At 70.1% G+C, this 16,838-nt stretch carries 17 protein-coding genes; 2 read left to right on the top strand and 15 right to left on the bottom strand.

Annotated elements, in window-relative coordinates; translation table 11 throughout:
- Window positions 1-22 precede the first annotated feature (22 nt).
- Window positions 23-532, top strand: a complete 510-nt coding sequence (locus ACFWEP_RS02435; RefSeq protein ID WP_387364274.1) for a hypothetical protein — start codon at window positions 23-25, stop codon at window positions 530-532.
- On the opposite strand, the gene ACFWEP_RS02440 is transcribed toward ACFWEP_RS02435, so the two are convergent.
- The 15 genes from ACFWEP_RS02440 to ACFWEP_RS02510 all read right to left on the bottom strand — a co-directional run bounded on the left by ACFWEP_RS02440 (window position 502) and on the right by ACFWEP_RS02510 (window position 14,865).
- On the bottom strand, window positions 502-963 hold the full coding sequence (locus tag ACFWEP_RS02440) for a transposase (RefSeq protein WP_387364276.1): 462 nt from the start codon (window positions 961-963) through the stop codon (window positions 502-504). The two genes, ACFWEP_RS02435 and ACFWEP_RS02440, sit on opposite strands and share 31 nt — an antisense overlap.
- A 237-nt stretch (window positions 964-1,200) precedes the next feature.
- On the bottom strand, window positions 1,201-2,493 hold the full coding sequence (locus ACFWEP_RS02445; protein ID WP_387364279.1) for a lytic murein transglycosylase: 1,293 nt from the start codon (window positions 2,491-2,493) through the stop codon (window positions 1,201-1,203).
- A gap of 19 nt (window positions 2,494-2,512) precedes the next feature.
- A complete protein-coding gene (locus ACFWEP_RS02450; protein ID WP_387364282.1) occupies window positions 2,513-3,295 on the bottom strand; it encodes a hypothetical protein in 783 nt (260 codons plus the stop codon).
- Between the two features lie 45 nt (window positions 3,296-3,340).
- On the bottom strand, window positions 3,341-3,835 hold the full coding sequence (locus tag ACFWEP_RS02455) for a hypothetical protein (protein WP_387364318.1): 495 nt from the start codon (window positions 3,833-3,835) through the stop codon (window positions 3,341-3,343).
- A 104-nt stretch (window positions 3,836-3,939) separates the two neighbouring features.
- Window positions 3,940-4,701 carry a hypothetical protein gene (locus ACFWEP_RS02460; protein WP_387364285.1) on the bottom strand — a complete coding sequence of 254 codons (762 nt, stop codon included), beginning with the start codon at window positions 4,699-4,701 and terminating at the stop codon, window positions 3,940-3,942.
- Entirely contained in the window at window positions 4,698-5,219 is a 522-nt protein-coding gene (locus ACFWEP_RS02465) for a hypothetical protein (RefSeq protein WP_387364288.1), read from the bottom strand. The genes ACFWEP_RS02460 and ACFWEP_RS02465 overlap by 4 nt, the downstream gene beginning before the upstream one ends.
- Window positions 5,216-6,469 carry an MCE family protein gene (locus tag ACFWEP_RS02470; RefSeq protein WP_387364291.1) on the bottom strand — a complete coding sequence of 418 codons (1,254 nt, stop codon included), beginning with the start codon at window positions 6,467-6,469 and terminating at the stop codon, window positions 5,216-5,218. The genes ACFWEP_RS02465 and ACFWEP_RS02470 overlap by 4 nt, the downstream gene beginning before the upstream one ends.
- Window positions 6,466-7,623, bottom strand: coding sequence for an MCE family protein (locus ACFWEP_RS02475; RefSeq protein WP_387364294.1), 1,158 nt, complete (start codon window positions 7,621-7,623; stop codon window positions 6,466-6,468). The genes ACFWEP_RS02470 and ACFWEP_RS02475 overlap by 4 nt, the downstream gene beginning before the upstream one ends.
- Window positions 7,620-8,852 (bottom strand): MCE family protein, encoded by a 1,233-nt coding sequence (locus tag ACFWEP_RS02480; RefSeq protein ID WP_387364296.1) that lies wholly within the window; start codon window positions 8,850-8,852, stop codon window positions 7,620-7,622. Before ACFWEP_RS02480 ends, ACFWEP_RS02475 begins: the two co-directional genes overlap by 4 nt.
- Window positions 8,853-8,854: 2 nt before the next feature.
- Window positions 8,855-9,874 (bottom strand): MCE family protein, encoded by a 1,020-nt coding sequence (locus ACFWEP_RS02485; protein WP_387364298.1) that lies wholly within the window; start codon window positions 9,872-9,874, stop codon window positions 8,855-8,857.
- Window positions 9,871-10,902 (bottom strand): MCE family protein, encoded by a 1,032-nt coding sequence (locus tag ACFWEP_RS02490; protein ID WP_387364301.1) that lies wholly within the window; start codon window positions 10,900-10,902, stop codon window positions 9,871-9,873. Before ACFWEP_RS02490 ends, ACFWEP_RS02485 begins: the two co-directional genes overlap by 4 nt.
- Window positions 10,899-12,206, bottom strand: a complete 1,308-nt coding sequence (locus ACFWEP_RS02495; protein WP_387364304.1) for an MCE family protein — start codon at window positions 12,204-12,206, stop codon at window positions 10,899-10,901. The genes ACFWEP_RS02490 and ACFWEP_RS02495 overlap by 4 nt, the downstream gene beginning before the upstream one ends.
- On the bottom strand, window positions 12,206-13,009 hold the full coding sequence (locus ACFWEP_RS02500) for an ABC transporter permease (protein ID WP_266711964.1): 804 nt from the start codon (window positions 13,007-13,009) through the stop codon (window positions 12,206-12,208). Before ACFWEP_RS02500 ends, ACFWEP_RS02495 begins: the two co-directional genes overlap by 1 nt.
- A gap of 3 nt (window positions 13,010-13,012) precedes the next feature.
- The gene (locus ACFWEP_RS02505; RefSeq protein WP_387364308.1) at window positions 13,013-13,873 is read right to left on the bottom strand and encodes an MlaE family ABC transporter permease; all 861 of its coding nucleotides are present in this window, start codon (window positions 13,871-13,873) and stop codon (window positions 13,013-13,015) included.
- A complete protein-coding gene (locus ACFWEP_RS02510) occupies window positions 13,870-14,865 on the bottom strand; it encodes an ABC transporter ATP-binding protein (RefSeq protein WP_387364311.1) in 996 nt (331 codons plus the stop codon). Before ACFWEP_RS02510 ends, ACFWEP_RS02505 begins: the two co-directional genes overlap by 4 nt.
- Before the next feature lie 943 nt (window positions 14,866-15,808).
- Here ACFWEP_RS02510 and ACFWEP_RS02515 point away from each other — a divergent pair.
- Complete coding sequence (locus ACFWEP_RS02515; protein ID WP_387364314.1) at window positions 15,809-16,741, top strand: hypothetical protein; 933 nt, start codon at window positions 15,809-15,811, stop codon at window positions 16,739-16,741.
- The last annotated feature ends 97 nt before the right edge of the window (window positions 16,742-16,838 follow it).

Raw genomic sequence — 16,838 nt, forward strand, 5'->3', positions numbered from 1 at the left:
GGGCTGAAGGTGGGAGGTCCTGGTGGCGGGCGGAAGCAGGCTACGTGCGTGGGGAGCGGCCCTCGGTGGCTTGATGGTGGTTCTGGCTGCTCTGACTGCGTGCGCCGGCCCCTATCAGTACTACGAGGGAACAGGGATCCACGACACCACGGCGGCCGAAGTCGCCGGGGGCTGGAAAAACGTCGAGGGAACCCGCGTGGTGCTTCGCAAGGACGGAACGGCTCTTCTCGAAAAGCTCGACGGGCAGGACTTCGACTTCGAGGACGGCTGGCGCCTCTCCGGTACGGGGACCTGGCAACTGACCGACGGCAACGGCGGACAGGTCGTCCGAGTCACGCTGAAAGCCCGGACCCGAGCGGAGAGCCGTTCCACCGCGACGGCCACTGACACCTCGCCTCCCGAACCCCCCTCGACATACGCGTGGTCGTTCTACGTGGACCGCGATCAGAACCACGAGCTGAAGCTGTTCTTCTTCTACGGCGATCCCGACATCGGGAACACCTACGTGATGACGCGCGAGACAGGGTCATAGCCATTCGTCGATCGCTGCGACCAGCACAGTCGCCGTGTATTGCCGATGATCACCGGGCTCGGTAAACACGCCGCCCGGTGGCTCCTTCTGAAGGTCGCCCTGCTTCCGGGCCCCGCCGCATGTCGGTGGGCGCGGCACACTGTGGAGTCGACGCTCAGGTTCCACGTGACAGCGCCTTCCGCGTCGGCCAGGGACTGAAGACGGGTGAGGATTCGGTGCCAGGTGCCGTCCCGCCGCCATCGGCGGAACAGGTCGTGGATCCGGCCCCACGGCCCGTACGCGGCGGGCACGTCCCGCCACGGAACGCCGGTCCGGACCCGAAAGCGCATGCCGTCGATCGACTGCCGCCGAGGCCGCCCCGCCCCGGCACCCTTCGGCAACAGCGGCTTGAGCACCGCCCACTGCTCGTCCGTGAGATCTCCCCGGCCCATGAACCGTGATCATTCACAGCCCGAGATCCACATGCGACACACGGCATGAAGCGTGTTGCGGAAGAAGCGCCCGTCCGCCCGTGGGGCGGGTCCGGCGGCGTCCGGTGCGTGCGATCGCACGGCGGAGGGTCGCCCCGATACTGGATGTATCGGGGTGATCCCGACAACGCGGCGAGCGTGCCAGACGCCGCCGGACAGGCGGGACTTCCCCAACACGCTTCAGACGAAGCGGGGCCGTTACTCCGCCGTGCCCGCGGCCGGGTCGGTGCACGGGGCGTCGGTGGCCTCCGGGTCGGTGGCCGGGTCCGTGCAAGTGGGCTCCGGGTCGGTGGTGGCCGGGACCGTGGGTTCCGTCGTCGCCGGGTCCGTCGGGTCGGTCGTGCCGGTGTCGGTCGGGTCCGGGTCGGGGGTGGTGCCCGGGTCGGGAGTCGTACCCGGATCGGGGGTGGTGCTCGGGTCGGGGGTCGTGCTCGGGTCCGGAGTCGTACCCGGATCGGGGGTCGTGCTCGGGTCGGGGGTCGTGCTCGGGTCCGGAGTCGTACCCGGATCGGGGGTGGTGCTCGGGTCCGGGGTTCCGGACGGGGCGGGGGTGGGCGAGGTGGACGGGCGGGGGGTGCCGGAGGGCTGGGGGCCGATGATGATGCTGCCGGGGCCGCCGACCGGGGCGGACGGTTCGCTGGGGCCGCCCGCTCCGGGGCTGGTGGGCAGGGGGCCTTGGCCGTCCGGCACGGGGTGCACGCCGTTGTCGTAGTACGCCAGCCAGGACAGCACCGTGCGCAGATAGGTGTCCGAGTGGTTGTAGCTGAGGATCGCCCGGTCGAGGTCGGCGGAGACCGAGAGGTTGCGGGCACCCGCGCAGAGGTAGCGGCCGGCGGAGAGCGCCGCGTCGTAGACGTTGCTGGGGTTGCGGCGGCCGTCTCCGTTGCCGTCCTGGCCCCAGTGCGCCCAGGTGGACGGAATGAACTGCATCGGCCCCACGGCCCGGTCGTAGGTGCTGTCGCCGTCGTAGGCGCCGTTGTCGGTGTCCGGGATGTTCGCGAACCCGGCGCCGTTCAGGACGGGCCCCAGGATGGGCGAAAGCGTCGTACCGGCCTTGTCCACCCTGCCTCCGGCGGCGTGCCCGGACTCCACCTTGCCGATGGCCGCGAGGAGTTGCCACGGCAGCCGGCAGGCGCCGTCGGTCCGGCCGACGGTGCTCTCCGCCCTGCGGTACGCGGCGAGCACGGTCGACGGGATGCCTGCCTGGGCCCATGCCTCGACGACGGCGGGAGTCTGCTGGTCCGCGCCTGATTTCCGCGCGGTCGGCAGGGTCAGCGGGGCCGGTGACTTCAGGGGCGGCAGTTCGGTGTGGTACGAGTCGTCGTTGGGCACCTGTGTCCAGACCACCTCGTCGGTGGCGACGTTCTTCGCCTCGTCCTGGTGCGCGGCGCCCGCGAAACCCGGTGCCTGCGAGGCCGTGAGCGCGGCCATCGCGGCGACGGCCGTGGCCGTGCCGGTGATTCCGCGCCGCATGGAACCGTTGAACCTCATCTGTCCGTCTCTCCCCGGGTCACTGGGTGAAGGTGTCGATGGTCGCGATCAGCCAGCGGCCGTCCTTGCGGACCGCGTCCACGGCGAACATGGCCGCCGCGTAGGTCGTCTCCTCCTTGCCCCCGGTACGGGTGTTGCTCTGGTCGGCGAAAATGAGGAGTCTCGCCCGGTCGCCGTCGAGCTGCTGGACCGCGCTCTCGGTGACGGTCGTGGTGAGCACGAGCTTCTGCTTCGGCGCCTGTTCCCGTACCTGGGCGAGCATGTCCTGGTGCTGCTGCACCGCCTTGCCGGTCAGGTACGTCTTCGCGGCGCGGTCGGACTTCTCGGTGGAGGCGTAGTCGTAACTGAAGACGGCGCCGACCGCCTCGGTGATCTGTCCCTTGACCTCACTGGTGCGGGCGATGTCGGTGAGCGCCGTGTTCCGGCGGCTCGGGTCGTCCCGCAGGGTGACGGCGGCGGTGAACGCCCAGGCGGCGAAGACACCGAGCAGGACGGTGAGTACGCACAGCAGGGCGGGAAGGCTGATACGGAGACGGGGAATCCGGCGTCGCGGGGGCGGGGCCTGCTCGTCCTCTTCCTCGGCCGTCGCGGCTTCTTCGGCCCGCGACCGCTCCGCGGCTTCGGACGGCTCCGGGTCGTCGGCGGGATCGTCGTCCCGCGGATCGCCGCCGTCCGCGCCGTCAGGAGCGGAGACGTCCGCTTCGTCGGCGGTCGGGGAGGTCTCGTGGGTCGCCGTGGTGCGGTCGGCGGCGACGGTGGCCAGCCTGCGCTGCCGGTTGACGAGGTGACGGGTCGTCGACATGTCCGGGGTCCTCTCGGGGTGGGGCGGGGTGACGGGAGCGGCGGGTCAGCCGGCGGTGTTGCCGACGGGCGCCTGGCCGAGAGCGCTGAGTTTCCACCCCTGGGAGGTCCGGGTGAGCTGGCCCAGCATCCGGCTCTCCTTCACCGCCGGGTCGCCCTCGGGTGCCTTGACGGTGACGCGCAGGGCCACCATCAGGCTCGCCTTGCCGGCCCGTTCGTCGAGTTCCGTGACGGCGCCGGAGAGCACCTGGGCGGTGCTCGTCGTCTTCGCCGTGTCGATCTGCTTCACGAACGCGTCGCGCCCCTCGACGAGTTGCTGATGGAGATCCCCCGTCGTGGAGTCCTCCCAGCTGTCCAGCCCCTCCTGGAGCCGGGCGTGGTCGAGCGTGTTCATGTTCTGCACGGCCTGCTCGCCCGCCGCGAGGGCGTCGTCGCGGGCCTGTGCGTACGAAGCCGAGTCGTCGTGCGCCGCCGTGTACCAGGACCACCCGCCCCAGCCCGCCGCGACCGCCGCCACGAGTGCCAGCGCACTCGCCGCCATCACCAGCGGATTCGCCCGCGTAGGTGTCGTTCTGCCCGCCTGTGCCATCGCTGCCTCTCCCCTGCCGGCCCCCGTGCGGGCCGGCACCGTGTCGCTGTGCCTCGTCACCTGGAGGTGATGTCGACGATCTGCCAGACGTCGTCCCGCTGGTGGGCGGTGACGGAGAGCTGGGCGGGGGCCGAGGTGGCGGCCTTGCCCTCGCGCTCGTACACCTGGTCCATGAAGACCAGCAGGTGGGCGCTGTCGCCGGTGAGCCGGACGACACCGACTCGCACGACGTGGGTGGTGAGCGTCAGCTTCTGGTCGGCCGCCTGCTTCTCGACCTGCCCGAAGAGCGCCGCGTACTGCTTGAGTGCCGCTCCCGCCAGCAGGCGCTGGGCGGCGGTCTTCGTCGCGGCGGTGGTACCGGGCGCGTACGAGAAGACCGTGGTGAGGGCGCTGCTGACGTCGGCGGAGACCCGGTCGGTCCCGGCCGTGTCGGTGAGCGCCCGGTTCGCGGTGGCGGGGGTGTCCCGGATCTGTTGGCCGCGCGCGAAGAGAGCGGCCCCGGCGGCGACCAGCAGGACGGCCAGCGCGCCGGCCAGGACGCGGCGCCACCGGGCGAAACGGCCGGTCGCCCCGGGCGGTGCGTCCTCGGACGGGGTGCCCTCGGACGCCGTGTCTTCGGATGCCGTGTCATCGGATGCCGTGTCGTCGGACGGTGGGGTGGGCGCCTCCGCGGCAGGTCCCTCCCGATCGTCCACGTGCAGGCCGGTCGTGCTCACCGCCGCCGCCTCTCCGCTGTCGTGCCGACCGCCGTCGCCCTGACCGTCGTCGCCGGGCCCGTCGTCGCGCGTTGTCGTCGTGCCTGCCCGGGTCGCGCTCATGTGGCCGCTCCGACCGGGATCGCGGTGAGTGCCTTGACCTTCCAGCCGTCGCCCGTGCGCTCCAGGGCGGCCTCGAACCGTTTGCGTTCGGTTCCGGCCGCTCCGGTGCGCGGGGTGACCTTCACGTCCACGGTGGCGATCAGCTCAGCCGTCCCGCCGCGCTCGTCGAGGGCGGTGAGCGCCGCGTCCGTGACCCTGCCCTTGGCGCTGGTGCCGGCCGACCGGAACGCGGCTGCGTCCTTGGCACGGGTGCTCTTCAACTGGTCGTGGAGCGGCCCGGAGGTGACCCGCAGCCAGCCGTCGAGTCCGGCGTCGATCCGTGCGGCGTCGGTGCCGTCCATGCTGTTCAGCCGGGCCAGTTGGCTCCGGCCGGCGGCGAGTGCGGCGTCCCGGCTCTTGGCGTACGCGAGGGAGTCGTCGCCCCGGGCCGCCGCGTAGGACCAGCCGCCCAGCGCGCACACGAGTACGGCGGCGAGGAGGACCGCCCAGCCGGTGAGGTTCTTCGCCCGCGCGCTCACTCGCCTCCCCCCAGTCCGAGCAGCCCGGCCATGGTGGTGGCGGACCCGCCGGTGGAGGTGGCGGACAGGGCGCCGGGGAGGATCGTGTCCGCCGTGGAGCCGCTCAGCGTCGTCACCGGCTTCACCGGCGCGGGGACCGCGCCGCCCTTCGGGGCGTTGGCGGGGCCGCGGACCTCGATGCCGGTGCCGGGGGACGAGGTGCAGCGCGCCCCGGTGTTGACCGCGGGGCCCTGGGTGGTGTCCAGGCCGTTGCGGTAGACGGTGCCGCCGTATCCGGCGGTGCAGGGCAGCGGTTCGAAGAAGGTGACGGCCATCCCGAAACGTGCACCGTCCTCGTCCACCACGCTCGCTCCGGCGGCGGCCACGGCGGGCAGTTTCACCAGGAGTTCCTCGATGCCGCGCTGCCGGGTGACGGCGACCTCGGAGGTGGTGAGCAGGTTGGCGACGACGACGCCGAAGCCCGGGTCCAGGTCGCGCATGAGCGCGCTGAGCTGGGTCGCGGCGCCCGGGGTGGCTGCGATCAGCCGCCGCAGGTCGCTGTCGGAGCCCTTCAGCTCGGCGGCCAGATCCTTCGCCCCGTCGGCGAAGCCCTTGAGCGCCTCGCCCTGTTCGGCCTGGGTGCGCAGCACCGTCTCGCCGTCCCGCATCAGCTTGATGTTGGCGGGGAGCGCCTTGTCGGCTGCGTCCACGAACTCACTGCCGGTGTCCAGCAGCACCTGGAGGTCGTCGCCCCGGCCGGCCAGCGCCGTGCCGAACTCGTCGACCACGGTGCGCAGCGACTCCAGGTCCACCGAGGACGCCAGGTCGTTGACGCTGACGAGTACGTCGGTGGGAGGCGCGGGGATGGTGGTGTCCGCCTGGTCGATCACCGAGCCGTTGCCGAGGAACGGGCCGGTGGCGCGGGTGGGGCGCAGGTCGACGTACTCTTCGCCGACCGCCGACAGGTTGGCGACCACGGCGGTGAGGCTGTCGGGGATGGGCGGTGAGTCGTTGTCGATGCGCAGTTCCGCCTCGACGCCGTCGTCGGTCAGGTCGATGGGACCGACCCGGCCCACGGAGACGCCCCGGTAGGTGACGTTGGAGTGGGTGAACAGGCCGCCTGTCTGCGGAAGTTGCACCTTGACGGTGTAGTAGTCCCGCAGTCCGACGAAGTGGCCGAGGTCGGCGTAGCGGACGCCGAGGAAGCCGAGGACCAGCACCGAGATCACGAGGAAGGCGATGTTCTTGAGGCGGACGGCCGTGGTGATCATCGCTCGCTCCCGGTGCTCGAAGCGGTCACCGAGGGAAGCGGCAGGGGCAGCGAGGCGAGGGACGCCGTCTCCGCCGTCGGCTCGGTCGGGGTGGTCGTCGCATTGGGGTCGTACGGCGGGATGATCCGGGTGCCGGGGGTGGCCGTCATGTCCAGGTAGACGTTGAGGTAGTCGCCCTTCACGCCGCGCAGCACCTCGTCCGTGAACGGGTAGGTGGCGAGCACCTGGAGGGAGTCGGGCAGCGCGTCGCCGGAGTCGGCGAGCGCCTGGAGAGTGGGCGCGAGGGCCTTGAGGTCGGCGATCATGTCGGCCTTGCTCTTGTTGATCGTGTCGACGGCGACGGTGGACAGGGTGTCGAGCGAACGCAGCATGGTCAGCAGCTGGCCGCGCTGGGCCTCCAGCACCTTGAGACCGGGGCTGAGCCCGGTGAGCACGGTGCCGACGTCCTGCTTGCGGGTGGCGAGGGTGGCGGCGAGCCGGTTGACGCCGTCGAGGGCCTGGGTGATGTCCTCCTTGTGGTCGTCCAGGTCGGTGACGAGGGTGTCGACCCGCTGGAGCATCGACCGGATCTCCGGCTGCTGTCCGGTGAGCGCCTTGTTCAGCTCGGTGGTGATGGTCTTGAGCTGGGCCACTCCGCCGCCGTTGAGGAGCAGGGAGAGGGCGCCGAGGACCTCTTCGACCTCCGGGTTGCGGTTGGTGCGGACGAGCGGGATGCGGTCGCCGTCCGCGAGGGCGCCTTCGGCCTTGCCCTCGGTGGGCGGGGCGAGCTGGACGAACTTCTCGCCGAGGAGGCTGGACTGTTCGAGGCGGGCGAAGGCGTTGGCGGGGAGAGAGACGCTCCCGTTGATCCGCATGGTGACCTTCGCCGTCCAGCCGTCCTTGCCGAGCGCGATGTCGGTCACCCGGCCCACCGCGACGTCGTTGACCTTGACGGAGGACTGCGGGGCGAGGCTGAGGACGTCGGCGAACTCGGCGGTGATCTCGTACGGGTGGTCGCCGAGGTCGGCGCCGCCGGGCAGCGGGAGCTGCTCGATCCCGCTGAACGAGGGTGCGTCGACCTGGGTGACCACCAGCACCAGGGCGACGCCGAGGGCGGCCACCGAGGCGGCCCCGGCGATCACCCGGCCCCTGGGGCCGTGCGCGGCCCTGCTCATCGGCCGGCCTCCTTCTTCTCGGTCCCGGAGCCATCGGTCGCCGAGCCGTCGGTCCCGGAGCCGTCGGTCCCGGACTTCTCCGTACCGGTGGCCGACTTCTCGGGTGTGCCGTAGACGGTGCCGACGGCGGGCAGCGGGAGGACGGGCAGTTCGGCCTGGCGGTCGGCGTCGACCGCGGCGAGTCCGCTCAGAGGGCTCGCGCCGCTGTCGGTCGCCCCGCTGTCGGTCACCGTGCTGCCGGTCGCCGCGGGCTGGTCGGGGAAGTAGCCGCCCATGCTCAGCTCGTTGAGGTTGGCCCGTCCGTCCAGGGTCCGGTTGACCGGGTCGTACGCGTTGACGAGGTTGCCGGCCGTGAGCGGGAGGGTGTCCAAGGACTCGGCGAGCGAGGCCCGTTGGTTGACGAGGATCTGGGTGAGCGGTACGAGCGCGTCGACATTGGTCTTGAGCGACTCGCGATTGTCCTCGATGAAGGTCTTCACCTGGCCGAGGGCGGTGGCGAGTTCGGACAGCGCGGCGCTCAGGTTCTCCTTGTCCTCGGCGAGGAATCCGGTGACGGAGTCCAACTGCTGCTCTGCGGAGCGCACTTCGCCGTCGTTGTCCTTGAGCATGGTGGTGAAGGACTGGAGGTAGGACAGGGTGTCGAAGAGGTCGGTGCTGCTCTTGTCGAGGGTCTTGGTCGCCTTGCCGAACTCCTCGATGGAGTCACCGATGGCCTTGCCGTTGCCGTCGAGGTTCTGGGCCCCGGTGTCCAGCAGCCTGGCCAGCGCCCCGTTGGCGTTGGCGCCGTCCGGGCCGAGCGCGGTGGAGAGTTCGGTGATGGAGGCGTAGAGCTGGTCGACCTCCACGGGTGCGGCGTTGCCGTCGGCGGGGAGTACCGCGCCGTCGGCGAGGGTGGCGCCGCCGGTGTAGGCGGGTGCCAGCTGGATGTACCGGTCGGCGACGAGGCTGGGGGCGACGAGCACGGCGTGCGCCCCTTCGGGGACCTTGATGTCCTTGTCGACGCGGAGGGTGACCCGCACCTCCTGGCCCTGCGGTTCGACGGAGGTGACGCTGCCCACCTTGACGCCGAGGATGCGCAGGTCGGAGCCCGGGTAGACGCCGGTGGCCCGGTCGAAGTACGCGGTGACCGTGGTGGTGCCCTCCTGGTCGAGGGCCATCACTCCGGAGGTGGCCGCGACGGCGACGACCGCGAGTCCCGCGCCGATGCCGATGACGCGCGTGAGTCTCATCTTCAGCTGCCCCCTTCCTGTTTGGGCGGCATGCATCCGGTCGCGGGGGTCGCGTCGGCCGGCAGGTAGTTCTTGGGCACGACACCGCAGACGTAGTTGTCGAACCAGCGGCCGTTGCCGAGGGTGTTGCCGACGAGCCGGTTGTAGGAGCCGGCCATCGAGAGCACCTTGTTCAGGCTGTCCTCGTTCTTCACCAGGACGGCGGTGACCCTGCCGAGCGCGTCCAGGGTGGGCTTCAGCTGCTTGTTGTTGTCCTGGACCACACCGGTGAGCTGGATGCCGAGGTTCTTGGTGCCGGTGAGCAGCTGGTGGATGGAGTCCCGGCGGGCCTGGATCTCGCCCAGCAGGAGGTTGCCGTCCTTCAGCAGCGTCTCGAAGGAGCTCTCCTTGCTGGAGAGCGTCCTGGTGAGCTGCTTGCTCGCTCCCAGCAGGGTGGCGAGTTCGGCGTCGCGCTCGGAGACCGTACGGGAGAGGGCGGACAGGCCGTCCGCCGCGCTGCGGACGTGGGCCGGGGAGTCCTTGAAGGTGTCGGAGATCGCGTCGAAGCTCGCGGCGAGCTGGTCGGTGTCGATCTCGTCGATGGTCTCGCCGAGTCCGTTGAACGCCTGGGTGACGTCGTACGGGGAGGTGGTGCGGTCGGCGCCGATGCGCCGGGACGGGTCCTGGGCGGTGGTACCGAGCGGGTCGACGGCGAGGTACTTGTCGCCGAGGAGGGTCTTGATGGCGATGCCGACGGTGCTGGAGTTCCCGATCCAGGCGTCCTTCACCCGGAAGGAGACCTTGACCTTGGCGCCGTCGAGCGTGACGCCGGTGACCTCGCCGACCTTCACTCCGGCGATGCGGACCTCGTCGCCGTCGGCGAGCCCGGCGGACTCGGAGAAGTCGGCGGTGTAGGTCGTGCCGCCCCCGATGAGGGGCAGGGCGTCGGCGTGGAACGCAGCGAACCCGACGAGGCCGAGGACGACGATGCCGGCGACCGAGACGGCGACGGGGTTGCGCTCCCTGATGGGGGTGATGTTCACGCCTGGCACCTCGGTTCGGTGATCGCGATGCCGGTGGGCGGGGTGCTGCCGTCGCTGGTGGTGACTCCGGAGACCTTGGCCTCGCAGAGGTAGAGGTTCATCCACGACCCGTAGGAGGTGAGGCGGGTGATCGCCTCCATCTTGGCCGGGGTCTTCGCGAGGAAGTTCTCGATCTCCGGTGTGGCGTCGGCGAGTTGGTCGGAGAGCCGGCCGACCTGCTTGATGCTGTCCTTGAGGGGCTTACGGCCGTCCTCGAAGAGGTCGGCCGTGACGGTGGTGAGGGCGCCCATCGCGGTGACGGCCTCACCGAGCGGTTTGCGGTCCCCGGCGAAGCCGGTGACCAACTGCTGGAGGGTGTCGACCAGTTCGGTGAATCCGGCCTCGCGGTCGTTGACCGTCTTCAGCACCTCGTTGAGGTTCTTGATCACCTCGCCGATGACCTTGTCCTTGGCGGCGACGGTCGTGGTGAGCGAGCCGACGTGTTCGAGGATGCTGTCGACCGTGCCGCCCTCGCCCTGGAGCACCTGGACGATGGAGCCGGCCAGCTCGTTGACGTCGGGCGGCGAGAGGCCCTCGAAGAGCGGCTGGAAGCCGTTGAAGAGCTGGGTCAGGTCGAGCGCGGGGGTGGTGCGGGCGAGCGGGATGGTCTCTCCGGCCGTGAAGTTCTGGCCGACGGGCCCGGCGCCCTGGTCGAGGTCGATGTAACGCTGGCCCACCATGTTGAGGTACTTGATGGACGCGGTGACCGAGGCGGGGAGCGTACGCCCCTTGCGTACGGCGAAGCGGACTTCGGCGACCCGGCGGTCGGCGAGGCCGATGGACTCGACCTGCCCGACCTTGACCCCGGCGATGCGGACGCTGTCGCCGACGACGAGCCCGGTGGCGTCGGTGAACCGGGCCTTGTACGACGTGGTTTCCCCGACACCGGTGTTGGCGATGGACAGGGCGAGCACGGTGGTCGCCAGTGTCGTCACCAGGACGAAGACGATCGATTTCGTGAGGGGTCCCGCGAGGGAGCGGCGCTTCACTTGAGCTTCACCTCCGCACCGCGGAAGGCCGGACCGATGAGCACGCTGCTCCAGTCGGGCAGGTCCTGCGGCTGGACTTTCAGTGTGGGAGCGACGAGTTCGTTGACGAGCGCGCTCTCTTCGGGAGAGTTGGCGATGCCGAGGGTGCGTTCGCCGGCTGCCGCGTCCGTGGTGCCTTCGGCGGTGACGTCGCCGGTGGCGGCCGTCGCGCTGTCGTCGGCGGCCACCCGGGCCTCGGCAGTGGGTGCGGTGGCCCCCAGGTAGGGCACGGTGTAGCAGTGCGGGCCGCCGGTGGCCGTGTAGCTCGGGGTGTCCCGGCCCGCGACGTACTTGCCCTTCGACGGGACGGTCTTGAGGGTGACGTGCAGGCCCGGCTGGTCGGTGCCCTTGCCGAGCGCCTTGTCCATGGCGGGCACCATGCCGGCCATGGTGCGCAGGGTGCAGGGGTACTCGTCGGCGTACTTGGCGAGGACTTCCAGGGTGGGGCGGCCGGAGGCGGAGAGCCGGATGAGGTTGTCCTTGTTCTTCCGCAGGAAGGCCGTGACGTCCTGGGCGGCGCCGGTCGCCGTCCCGTACAGGCCGGCCAGTTCGGCCTGCTGGTCGGCGAGGGTGCCGCTGGTGGTGGTGAAGTCGGTGAGCGCGTCGACGATGTCCGGCGCCGCGTCCGCGTAGACCGAGCTGACCTTCACCAGTTCCTGGATGTCCCGGTTGAGCGTGGGGAGTTGGGGGTTGAGCTTCTTGAGGTGGGCGTCCAGGGTGACGAGGGTGTCGCCGAGCTTCTCGCCGCGCCCTTCGAGCGCCTGGGAGACGGCGGTGAGGGTGGCGGAGAGCTTCTCCGGCTTCACGGCGGTCAGCAGCGGCAAGACGTTGTCGAGCACCTGCTCCAGCTCGATGGCGTTGCTGGACCGGTCCTGCGGGATGACCGCTCCGGCGCGCAGCGCCTCGCCCGAGGGCACCTGCGGCGGTACGAGGGCGACGAACCGTTCCCCGAAGAGGGTGGTCGGCAGCATCTGGGCGGTGACGTCGGCGGGGACCTGGTCGAGCTTGTCCGGGTCGATGGCGAGGGTGAGCCTCGCCCCGTCGCCGTCCGCCGTGATGGAGCGGACCTGGCCGACGACGACGCCGCGCAGCTTCACGTCGGCGTTGTCGTGCATCTCGTTGCCGACCGAGCCGGTGCGTACGGTCACGGTGGCGTCGTTCTGGAAGTCCTTCTGGTACACCGAGACCGAGACCCACACCAGCACGGCGGGGACCAGCAGGAAGGTGACCCCGGCGGCTCTGCGGCGTACCGTCTGCGCGTTCATTAGCCGGCCACCTTCACGGTCGTCGTGGCGCCCCAGATGGCGAGCGAGAGGAAGAAGTCGGTGACGCTGATCAGCACGATCGCGTTGCGCACCGAGCGGCCCACCGCGATGCCGACCCCGGCGGGGCCGCCTTCGGCGCGGAAGCCGTAGTAGCAGTGGGCGAGGATCACCAGCACGCTGAAGATCAGCACCTTGAGGACGGAGAGCAGTACGTCGTCCGGGGAGAGGAAGAGGTTGAAGTAGTGGTCGTAGGTGCCCTCGGACTGGCCGTTGAAGAGGACGGTGATGTACCGGGAGGCGACGTACGAGGAGAGCAGCCCGATCGCGTAGAGCGGGATGATGGCGACGACGCCCGCGATGATCCGGGTGGTGACGAGGTAGGGCATCGAGCGGACGCCCATCGCCTCCAGCGCGTCGACCTCCTCGTTGATCCGCATCGCGCCGAGCTGGGCGGTGAAGCCGGCGCCGACGGTCGCGGAGAGCGCGAGTCCGGCCACCAGGGGCGCGATCTCACGGGTGTTGAAGTAGGCGGAGATGAAGCCGGTGAAGGCGGAGGTGCCGATCTGGTTGAGGGCGGCGTATCCCTGGAGGCCGACGACGGTCCCGGTGAAGAGCGTCATGGCGATCATCACGCCGATGGTGCCGCCGATGACCCCGAGTCCGCCGCTGCCGAAGGCGACCTCGGCGAGGAGGCGCTGCACCTCCTTGGTGTACCGGCGCAGGGTGCGCGGTATCCAGATCAACGCGCGGACGTAGAAGTTGAGTTGATCGCCGGATCGGTCGAGCCAGCTGAGCATGGACATCGGTCAGCCCCCCTTCGCGGGGACGATCTGGAGGTAGACCGCCGTGAGGACCATGTTCACGAAGAACAGCAGCATGAAGGTGATGACGACGGACTGGTTCACCGCGTCGCCGACGCCCTTGGGTCCGCCGCGCGGGTTGAGGCCGCGGTAGGCGGCGACGATCCCGGCGAGGAAGCCGAAGATGAGGGCCTTGAACTCGCTGATCCACAGGTCGGGGAGCTGGGCGAGCGCGGAGAAGCTGGCCAGGTAGGCGCCGGGGGTGCCGTCCTGCATGATCACGTTGAAGAAGTAGCCGCCGAGCGTACCGACGACCGAGACCAGGCCGTTGAGGAGCAGGGCGACGAACATGGTGGCGAGGACGCGCGGGACGACGAGGCGCTGCACGGGTGAGACGCCCATGACCTCCATCGCGTCGAGTTCCTCGCGGATCTTGCGGGAGCCGAGGTCGGCGCAGATCGCGGAGCCGCCGGCGCCCGCGATGAGCAGCGCGACGATGAGCGGGCTGGCCTGCTGGATGACGGCGAGGACGCTGGCGCCGCCCGTGAAGGACTGGGCGCCCAACTGCTCGGTGAGCGAGCCGACCTGGAGGGCGATGACCGCGCCGAACGGGATGGAGACGAGCGCGGCAGGCAGGATGGTGACGCTCGCGATGAACCAGAACTGCTCGATGAACTCCCGCGCCTGGAAGGGGCGCCGGAAGACGGCCCGGGTCACCGCGATCCCGAGGGCGAAGAGCTTCCCGGTCTCCCGCAGCGGGGCGAGCAGCCGCGAGGGCTGCCGCTGCACGGGCTGCGAGGAGGGTACGGGCGCGGGCGGCGGCTTCTGCGGCGGCTCGGCCGGCCGCACCGGTATCTCGGCGGTCACGGGCGCGCACCGCCGGTGGCCGTGGTCTGGCTGCGCAGGATGGCGTGCTGGGCGGCGACCGGCAGCTGGTGCATCATCGCGGCGACCCGCTCGCGGCGGCGCAGGGCGCCCTGCCGTACGGGCATCCCGGGCGAGGGTTCCAGCTGCGGGACTACGCCGCGCGGCCCCTGGCCGGCGTGGCCGCCGGGGCCGTGGCCGTCGGACGCCTCGGCGGCGAGCAGGGCGGCGTCCTTCTCCTCGGACATGCCGATGGGCCCCTCGCGGCGGCCCGAGAGGAACTGGGAGACCACGGGCAGGTCGCTGGTGAGCAGCACCTCGCGCGGGCCGAAGGTGACGAGGTTGCGGGAGAAGAGCATCCCCATGTTGTCGGGGACGGTGGCCGCGATGTCGAGGTTGTGGGTGACGATCAGCATCGTCGCGTCGATCTGCGCGTTGAGGTCGATCAGGAGCTGCGAGAGGTAGGCGGTGCGCACCGGGTCGAGGCCGGAGTCCGGCTCGTCGCAGAGGATGATCTGCGGGTCCAGGACCAGGGCGCGGGCGAGCCCGGCCCGCTTGCGCATGCCGCCGGAGATCTCTCCGGGCAGCTTGCCCTCGGCGCCGAGGAGGCCGACGATGTCGATGCGCTCCATGACGATGCGGCGGATCTCGGACTCCGACTTGCGCGTGTGCTCGCGCAGCGGGAAGGCGATGTTGTCGAAAAGGGACATCGAGCCGAAAAGGGCGCCGTCCTGGAACATGAGCCCGAAGAGCTTGCGGGTCTCGTAGATGTCCCTTTCGGGGCTGTTCACCATGTCGACACCGTTGATGAGGACGCGCCCCTGCTCGGGCTTGAGGAGCCCGATGATGGATTTCAGGAACACGGTCTTCCCGGTACCTGACGGCCCGAGCATGACGCTGACCTCACCGGCGGGAAGCGTGAGTGACACATCCTGCCAGATGTTCTGTTTGCCGAATGACTTGGTAAGGCCTTCGACAACGACTTCGATTCCCATCCCACCTCCTGCGTGCACTCACGAAGTGACAGAAATGCGCCGAGGGGCGCACGTTAAGTTCACCGGCACCACCAGGACAAGCCCTCGAACGGTCAAGAGGCCAAAGATCGGCACACTTGTCATCGAGTGATAAAACCCGGTGGAAACCTTGTTCTTTGCTGCGTACTCACCACGGACGCCGCAGGCGGGAGATCCTCGCCCCGGGTAAGCCGGGGTCGAGGTGCCCCCGAGGGGCGAGAGTCCGGGCCGCAGGGGGGTGGCGGGACGGTGGGCTCCCGGGAGGGAAGACCGGTGCGGCGGGCCGCTCCGGGTTCCGATCCCGCACGTGACGGCGGAGACCCGCACACTTCGCCGGGTACTCACGGGGCGAGGCTACGGGCGGGTAACCTGGCAGGCAATACACGTCGTCCAAGTTTTCCCGGCCAAACCTACGGCCCCGTATTTCTGCGCGAGAAGTGAGCAGTTCGGCCGTCAGAACTGTTCCCGGGTGACAATTTTCCCGTCGCCCGGCTCACCCTCCGGCCGCATCCCCGCACGTCACGCCCGCCCCGTGCGGTATGCGTCGGCCGGACGACCCACACAAACGGAAACCCGGGCTCCGCATTTCACGGGACGAGCTCTCCGCTCACCATCTGACAAGAATGGCCGGATAAGCACTCACCCAGGCACGAGAACAAGGCCGCCTTCGAGGATTGTCAAACGCCGCCATTGTGCACCGGTGTGACCCGCCAGTAACGTCACGGCTCGATGAAAAGAGCAGAGTCGCCAGGGAGCAGATCCCACCGATTCGGCGCTCATTTCACCGTAGCGATTCTCGTCGCCGCCGGAGCCGCTTCCCTCGGCGGACGCACCGCCCGTTCTCGGCGCCCGATTCACCGGGCGCTTTCCGAGCAACTCCGCGCATGCCGCCGCCCGTACGGCGGCTGCCGTCAAAGGGGATGACATGAGAGCCACTTCGAACCGGACGCGCATGGGACTGCTGGCCGGCCTCACCGCCCTCGGCGCCTTCGCGTCCATGGGATCCGCCACGGCCGCCACGACCCTCAACGGCAACTGGGCCTCCTTCACCCGGTGCCCGGTGGACTCGGCCGCCATGCTGGCCGCCGACGGCGCCACCGACACCGCGGTCTGCGTCTCCTCGCACTCCGCGAGCGGCACCATCAAGCTCGGCAACACCGTGGTCCCGTTCGGCGCGAGCGACCTCCAGCTCGGCGTGGTGACCCACCCCAACAACACCTCGACGGCGGTCTCTCCGGCGGGCGGCGCGCTGGTCGCCGCGCCCGCCGACATTCCCGGAGGTCTCCTCGGGCTGATGTGCCCGAGCGACATCTTCGTCATCACCGGCATCTGCAACAGCCTCGCCGACGTCAACCTCAACCGGGTGACCGCGACCATCGAGTCCGTCAACAACCCCTCGGACTTCAAGCTCCTGGCCGGCCTCGGCACCACCACACCGATCATCACCCTGCCGGTCCGCATCCACCTGACCAACCCGCTGCTCGGCGACAACTGCTACATCGGCAGCTCGTCCGCCCCGATCCTGCTGCACCCGAAGAACTCGACGCTGCCCACGATCGGCTCCTTCCAGTTCAACGGTGACGGCTCCGACAACCCCGAGGGCGTGCTGGGCCGCATCAGCCTCGCCGGCGCCACCCAGTCGGACACCACCTTCGCCGCCCCCGGCGCCAACGGCTGCGGTCTCGGACTGCTCAACTGGGCCGTCAACCTCAAGACGGGCCTGCCCGCCGCTGCCGGCACCAACAGCCTGACGCTGAACAACGCGCAGACCAACGTCGTCACCATCAACGACCCGGGCGCCGCCGCTCCGAACGCGGGCAAGGACCTGTCCCGGTACTGGCACTCGGCCGTGAAGTAGGGTCCTTCGTCCTGATCGGGCCGGGCCCGGTCCGGTCAGGACAGCCCTGCCCCTCCCGCACGGCCGTACGACAGTGGGGCCACCCTCGATTCGAGGG

Source organism: Streptomyces sp. NPDC060198, from assembly GCF_042728415.1.
Taxonomy (GTDB): Bacteria; Actinomycetota; Actinomycetes; order Streptomycetales; family Streptomycetaceae; genus Streptomyces.

What these genes read in the sequence shown, in the direction of transcription:
- ACFWEP_RS02460 (WP_387364285.1), bottom strand. Translation starts at nt 4,701, where the DNA reads ATGAGCGCGACCCGGGCAGGCACGACGACAACGCGCGACGACGGGCCC.
- ACFWEP_RS02475 (WP_387364294.1), bottom strand. Translation starts at nt 7,623, where the DNA reads ATGAGCAGGGCCGCGCACGGCCCCAGGGGCCGGGTGATCGCCGGGGCC.
- ACFWEP_RS02455 (WP_387364318.1), bottom strand. Translation starts at nt 3,835, where the DNA reads ATGGCGGCGAGTGCGCTGGCACTCGTGGCGGCGGTCGCGGCGGGCTGG.
- ACFWEP_RS02480 (WP_387364296.1), bottom strand. Translation starts at nt 8,852, where the DNA reads ATGAGACTCACGCGCGTCATCGGCATCGGCGCGGGACTCGCGGTCGTC.
- ACFWEP_RS02500 (WP_266711964.1), bottom strand. Translation starts at nt 13,009, where the DNA reads ATGTCCATGCTCAGCTGGCTCGACCGATCCGGCGATCAACTCAACTTC.
- ACFWEP_RS02450 (WP_387364282.1), bottom strand. Translation starts at nt 3,295, where the DNA reads ATGTCGACGACCCGTCACCTCGTCAACCGGCAGCGCAGGCTGGCCACC.
- ACFWEP_RS02445 (WP_387364279.1), bottom strand. Translation starts at nt 2,493, where the DNA reads ATGAGGTTCAACGGTTCCATGCGGCGCGGAATCACCGGCACGGCCACG.
- ACFWEP_RS02495 (WP_387364304.1), bottom strand. Translation starts at nt 12,206, where the DNA reads ATGAACGCGCAGACGGTACGCCGCAGAGCCGCCGGGGTCACCTTCCTG.
- ACFWEP_RS02515 (WP_387364314.1), top strand. Translation starts at nt 15,809, where the DNA reads ATGAGAGCCACTTCGAACCGGACGCGCATGGGACTGCTGGCCGGCCTC.
- ACFWEP_RS02510 (WP_387364311.1), bottom strand. Translation starts at nt 14,865, where the DNA reads ATGGGAATCGAAGTCGTTGTCGAAGGCCTTACCAAGTCATTCGGCAAA.
- ACFWEP_RS02440 (WP_387364276.1), bottom strand. Translation starts at nt 963, where the DNA reads ATGGGCCGGGGAGATCTCACGGACGAGCAGTGGGCGGTGCTCAAGCCG.
- ACFWEP_RS02470 (WP_387364291.1), bottom strand. Translation starts at nt 6,469, where the DNA reads ATGATCACCACGGCCGTCCGCCTCAAGAACATCGCCTTCCTCGTGATC.